Here is a 5,445-nt window from a genome sequence, read left to right as displayed (position 1 = left end):
GGGCACCAGCGGCGACTCCTCCGACAGGATCGGCAGGTCCGGTGTCAGCTGGCGCAGCCCCTGCTGGATCACCCGGTCGGCGGCAAGGTCGGCAGCGGTGACCGGGCTGTCGTCGTCCTTGAGTGTCACATCGAAACCGTTGCTGTAGACCTGCATGATCGCCTGCCCGGCTTCCTGGGCGATGGCGATCGCGGTTTCGCGCAGTTCCGTGGTCAGCTTGATCATCGTGCTCCCTGCAGCCACTGGCGGGCGATGAACAGCGCCGCCAGCGAACGCCCTTCGGAAAAGTCCTCGCGCAGCATCAACTGGTCCAGATCGGCCAGCTTCCACGGCACCACTTCCAGTTCCTCCGGCTCGTCGCCGGCCAGCTTCTCCGGATACAGGTCGCGCGCGACCACCAGCCAGGACTGATGGCTCATGTAGGTCGGCGCCAGGGTCATCGCGCGCAGCACGTCGACCCGCCGAGCGCCATAGCCGGCCTCTTCCTTCAGCTCACGGTCGGCGGCCTGCTCCGGCGTTTCGCCGGCATCGATCCGGCCCTTCACCAGGCCAAGCTCGTAGCGGTGCATGCCGGCCGCGTATTCACGTACCAGCAGCACGGTTTCTTCATCCAGCATCGGCACCACCACCACCGCGCCATGGCCACGGCTGACCAGGCGTTCGAAGCGGCGGCGTTCGCCGTTGGAGAACTCCAGGTCCAGGTGCTGGCGCTGGAAGGGCCCGTTCTCCTCGTCGGTGATCCGATGGATGATCGGCAGAGGACGCCTTGCGCGGTCATCGTTCACGCGGAATCTCCGGGGCAGACGGCGCGTGCGCCGAGGCCGATAGAATGTGCAGGCAGCAACATGTTCATGAGCCCGAAATGCTAGCAGACCCAACCCCCTCTCCGCTGGTCCAGCACTGGCGGCAACGCGACCTCAAGGTCCTGTGGCACCCGTGCACGCAGATGCGCGAGCATCCGGACACGTTGCCGCTGGTGCCGATCGCCCGCGGCGAAGGCGCCTGGCTGATCGATCACGACGGCAACCGCTACCTGGATGCGGTCAGCAGCTGGTGGACCAACCTGTTCGGCCATGCCGAGCCGCGCATCGGCGGTGCCATCGCCGCCCAGGCCGGACAGCTGGAACAGGTGATGCTGGCCGGGTTCGGCCACGAGCCCGCGATCACCCTGGCTGAGCGCCTGTTGGCCCTCGCGCCGCGCCAGCCCGGCCGCGCGCCACTGGCCAAGGTGTTCTACGCCGACAACGGTTCGGCCGGCGTCGAAGTGGCGCTGAAGATGGCCTTCCAGTATTTCCAGAACCGCGGTGAGACCCGGCGCACGCGCTTCGTCTCGCTGGAAAACGGCTACCACGGCGAGACGCTGGGCGCCCTCGCACTGGCCGACATTCCGCTGTACCGCCGGGTCTACGCGCCGCTGCTGGCCGAGGGCCTGTTTGCGCCCTCGCCTGACGCCTACCTGGCCGAACCCGGGCAGAGTGCGGCCGACCGCGCACGCCAGGCCGCCGATGGCCTGGCCACGCTGTTCGACCAGCATCCGGGCGAGATCTGCGCCGTGATCCTGGAGCCACGGCTGCAGTGTGCCGGTGGCATGCGCATGCACGATCCGGCCTATCTGCAGCGCGTGCGTGAACTGTGTGATGCCCATGGAGCGTTCCTGATCGCCGACGAAATCGCCACCGGCTTCGGCCGCACCGGCACGATGTTCGCCTGCGAGCAGGCCGGGGTGATGCCGGACCTGCTGTGCCTGTCCAAGGGCCTGACCGGTGGTTTCCTGCCCTTGGCTGCGGTGCTGGCCACGCAGGCGCTGTACGACGCCTTCCTTGATGATTCGCGCGAACGTGCCTTCCTGCATTCGCACAGCTACACCGGCAATCCGCTGGCCTGCGCGGCGGCGCTGGCCACGCTGGACATCTTCGGCGAGGACGATGTGATCGCGCGCAATCGCGGCATCGCCTCGGTGATGGGCACCTTGGCTGCGCCGTTTGCCGACCATCCGCACGTGGCCGATGTGCGCCAGGCCGGAATGGTGGTGGCCTTCGAACTGACCCGCAACGGTGACAAGCGCACGCCCTTCGATCCGGCCCTGCGGCTGGGGCTGCACGCCTACAAGGCGGCGCTGAAGCGCGGCGTGGTGCTGCGCCCGCTGGGCAACGTGCTGTACTGGATGCCACCGTACTGCGTGGACGATGAACAACTGGAGCTGCTGGCGCATACCACGCTGGCGGCCATCGACGAGGCGATTGCATGCGCGTGACCCGCTGCCCCATCGACCTGGCGCTGCACAGCGGCCAGACCGTGACCCTGCCGGAAGAGACGGCCAACCACCTGGTGYGGGTGATGCGCCTGCGCGAGGGTGATACCTGCGTGCTGTTCAACGGCGATGGCCATGACTACACCGCGACGCTGACCATGGCCGGCAAACGCGAGGTACAGGTACGCATCGACGCGGTGCAGGTGATCGCCAACGAGTCGCCGCTGACCATCACCCTGCTGCAGGGCATTGCACGCGGCGAGAAGATGGACCTGATCCTGCAGAAGGCCACCGAACTGGGGGTGAGCGCCATCGCGCCGGTGAATGCCGAGCGCACCGAAGTGAAGCTGGATGCAGCTCGCGCGGAAAAACGCGTGGCGCACTGGAACAACGTCGTGCAGTCGGCCTGCGGGCAGTCCGGTCGTGCGCGCATTCCGCAGGTAGGACCGCCGCAGTCGCTGGCACAGGCCAGCGCGGCACTGCCCGCCGATACGTTGCGGTTGACCCTGGACCCGCTGGGAGCGCACCGGCTGTCGACACTGCAGGCAGCGCCGGCCGGCGGCGTGGTGATCGCCATCGGCCCGGAAGGTGGCTGGTCGCCGCGTGACCGTGAGCAGCTCGCCGCCGCAGGCTTCCAGGGCCTGCAGCTGGGCCCTCGCATCCTGCGCACGGAAACCGCAGGCCTGGCCGCGATCGCAGCGTTGCAGGCACGGCTGGGCGATCTGGGGTAAGGCTCCGGTCCGGTGGCCGCTGCGCTCGCCGGGCATCGCCCGGCGGATTCCGGTCAGGCCGTCAGCGAATCCAGCGCAGCTTCCAGCGCGTCGAGATTCGGCAACAGCGCGCTCTGTTCGCCCAGCAGCACGCGCATGTGCACGATGTCAGGCAGGTTTTCCTCGGACGCGTCGGCCAGCAGGCCATCGCGCGGTACMGAAATCAGCTGCGGGAAGCTCTGCGTCAACAGCGCGTAGTAGGGGCGCTGCGGGTTGCCGTTGAGGGTCTTGAGCACCACCACCTTGTTGTGGCCGGCCACCGTCTCTTCGCCCAACCCGGAGAGCCGTGCGAACGACACCAGGGGCACCTGCCAGCCGTGCCAGCCGATCTCACCCACCAGCCAGCGCGGCGCGTCGGCTACCGCCTGCACCGGCACCCGCGACATCATCTCGGCCACGGTTGCATTGGGCAGCAGGACCCGTTCGGCACCGGCCGAGATCAGGACGCCACGGATCTCATCATTGCTGGCGTAGCTCATGCGGCATCTCCGTCGTCATCCAGGCCCCAGCGCGCGGCGATCACCTGCGCCAGTTCCTGCGGTTCACCGGCCACCATGCCGGCGGCGACCACCGCCGTCGCCGCAGCCGGGTCGTAGCAGCCTTCGCCCACCTGCCCGGCCACCCAGGCACCGGCGGCGGCGAGGTCCAACGCCGGGCCCACATGGGCCAGATCGGCACCGCTGAGCAGCACCAGCGCGCTGTGCTCGGCCGACAGCGCGGCAATCGAGATGCCCTGCGCTTCGCTCTGGAAATACAGGCCATCGGCAGCAGCGTGCACGCCGATGTCATCGGCCAGCACGTGCACTTCGCCAGCGGTGGCGCGCTGGCCGGCTTCGGCCAGCTGCACCGGCAGCGGCGATACGCGCGCCATCTGCTTGACCAGGTTGCCGTAGCGGCCGCCGTCCAGGCGCATGTGCACCAGCACCGGCACGGCCAGCCCGCTGGGCAGTGCAGCGAGCAGGCGACGCAACGCATCGGGACCGCCGATACCGGCCAGTACCAGCAGTGCGCCGGAGCGACTGCCTGCAGGCGCGGCAGCGTCCAGGTCGACCAGTGAAAGATGTCCGGTATCGAATGCAGGTTCCGCCGATTCGGTCGAGGTGGCAGCCGATGCAACTGCCGGCGCGTCGCTGGCCTCGTCAACCAGCGACCAGGCCGTGTGGTCGGTGAATACCGACGGCGCAGCTGCCGGTACCGGCGGCGGTTCCGGCGCGGCTTGCACAGGCGCTGCCGTTTCCGGCAGCACCGGCTGCAGCGCAGCCAGCGCCTGCTCCAGCGCGACGGGCTCGTGCAGGTGTGCCGGCGGCGAATAGAGGCCATCAGCCGGCACGTCGTCGGCCCACGAACGGGCCTGTTCCAGGTGCGTCTGCAGCGCGGTTTCCTTCGGCACCGGCGGCGTCGACGGCAGGCCCGGCTCCAGCTGCAGTGCCGGTTCGTCCTCGGCGCCGGGCGGCAGCACCTGCTGGTGGCCGTGCAGCTTGGCGGCAAGGTGACGGCCCCAGCGCTGCGCTTCCCAACCATCGCGACGCGCGGCCAGTTCAGCCTCATCGAACACCAGGGTCAAGCCGGGCGCCGACAGCGCCGGTTCCAGGCGCTCCAGCGCGTCTTCAATGGCCGCTTCCAGCGCGATCACCACGAACTGCGGGCGCGCATCATGCAGCGCCTGCGGTTCCAGCGTCATGGGATCGTCTTCCAGCACGATCTGCACGTCGGCATGGGCCAACGCCTCGCGCAGGCGCTCACGCGCCGCACCCGGGCGGGCCAGCAGGGCTACGGCCGGAACCGGATCGAGGTCACTCACGGACACGGGCAATCCCCAGCAAGTCGTACACGTTACGCATCAGGTCCAGCTCCTGGTACGGCTTGCCCAGGTAGCGCTGCACACCGATTTCGAAGGCGCGCTGGCGGTGCTTGTCGCCGCTGCGCGAGGTGATCATCACGATCGGCACGTCCTTGTAGCGCGGGTCGGCACGCATCGCGGTGGCCAGCTCGTAGCCGTCCATCCGCGGCATTTCGATGTCCAGCAGCATCAGGTCCGGCACGCGCTCTTCCAGCTGTTCCAGGGCTTCGACGCCATCGCGGGCGACGCTCACCTCGAAGTTGTGACGCTCCAGGATACGGCCGGTGACCTTGCGCATGGTCAGCGAATCATCCACCACCATCACCAACGGCACCTGCCGTTCCTGGCGGGGTGCGTTGACCAGCACCGGCGCGGTCGGGTTGGCCAGGAAACGACGCACCAGCGGGGCCACGTCCAGGATCACCACCACCCGGCCATCGCCGGTGATGGTGGCGCCGTAGATGCCCGGCACCGAGGCGATCTGCAGGCCCACCGGCTTGACCACGACTTCGCGGTTGCCCAGCACCTGATCGATCGCAACGGCGGCGCGCAGGTCGCCGGCGCGGACCAGCAGCAGCGGCACC

7 protein-coding genes are annotated in these 5,445 nt (G+C 68.7%); 2 read left to right on the top strand and 5 right to left on the bottom strand.

Features of this window, described 5'->3' with window-relative positions; genetic code table 11:
* Positions 1 to 225 (bottom strand): inositol monophosphatase family protein (locus AC1VAN_RS09805; protein ID WP_480985720.1); only part of this gene is annotated, 225 nt, incomplete at its 3' end.
* Complete coding sequence (nudE, locus tag AC1VAN_RS09800) at positions 222 to 785, bottom strand: ADP compounds hydrolase NudE (RefSeq protein WP_025877762.1); 564 nt, start codon at positions 783 to 785, stop codon at positions 222 to 224. The genes nudE and AC1VAN_RS09805, both read right to left, overlap by 4 nt.
* A gap of 77 nt (positions 786 to 862) precedes the next feature.
* Between nudE and bioA the strand changes: the two genes are divergently transcribed.
* On the top strand, positions 863 to 2,254 hold the full coding sequence (gene bioA, locus AC1VAN_RS09795) for an adenosylmethionine--8-amino-7-oxononanoate transaminase (RefSeq protein WP_059064850.1): 1,392 nt from the start codon (positions 863 to 865) through the stop codon (positions 2,252 to 2,254).
* The gene (locus AC1VAN_RS09790) at positions 2,245 to 2,982 is read left to right on the top strand and encodes a 16S rRNA (uracil(1498)-N(3))-methyltransferase (RefSeq protein ID WP_480985719.1); all 738 of its coding nucleotides are present in this window, start codon (positions 2,245 to 2,247) and stop codon (positions 2,980 to 2,982) included. Before bioA ends, AC1VAN_RS09790 begins: the two co-directional genes overlap by 10 nt.
* A 53-nt stretch (positions 2,983 to 3,035) precedes the next feature.
* Here the strand turns inward: AC1VAN_RS09790 and AC1VAN_RS09785 are convergent, their stop codons facing one another.
* From AC1VAN_RS09785 to AC1VAN_RS09775, 3 genes are all read right to left on the bottom strand, one after another.
* Positions 3,036 to 3,500: a chemotaxis protein CheW gene (locus AC1VAN_RS09785; protein ID WP_025877758.1), complete on the bottom strand. Its 465-nt coding sequence runs from the start codon at positions 3,498 to 3,500 to the stop codon at positions 3,036 to 3,038.
* Positions 3,497 to 4,828: a chemotaxis protein CheB gene (locus AC1VAN_RS09780; RefSeq protein ID WP_032974989.1), complete on the bottom strand. Its 1,332-nt coding sequence runs from the start codon at positions 4,826 to 4,828 to the stop codon at positions 3,497 to 3,499. The genes AC1VAN_RS09785 and AC1VAN_RS09780 overlap by 4 nt, the downstream gene beginning before the upstream one ends.
* The coding region (locus AC1VAN_RS09775; RefSeq protein ID WP_480985718.1) for a response regulator at positions 4,815 to 5,445 on the bottom strand (631 nt) is incomplete at its 5' end. The genes AC1VAN_RS09780 and AC1VAN_RS09775, both read right to left, overlap by 14 nt.

The sequence above is a fragment of the Stenotrophomonas sp. 05L44_2 genome, assembly GCF_056665995.1.
Note: the sequence above shows the minus strand (reverse complement) of the source record. Positions and strands in the feature narration are given on the sequence as shown.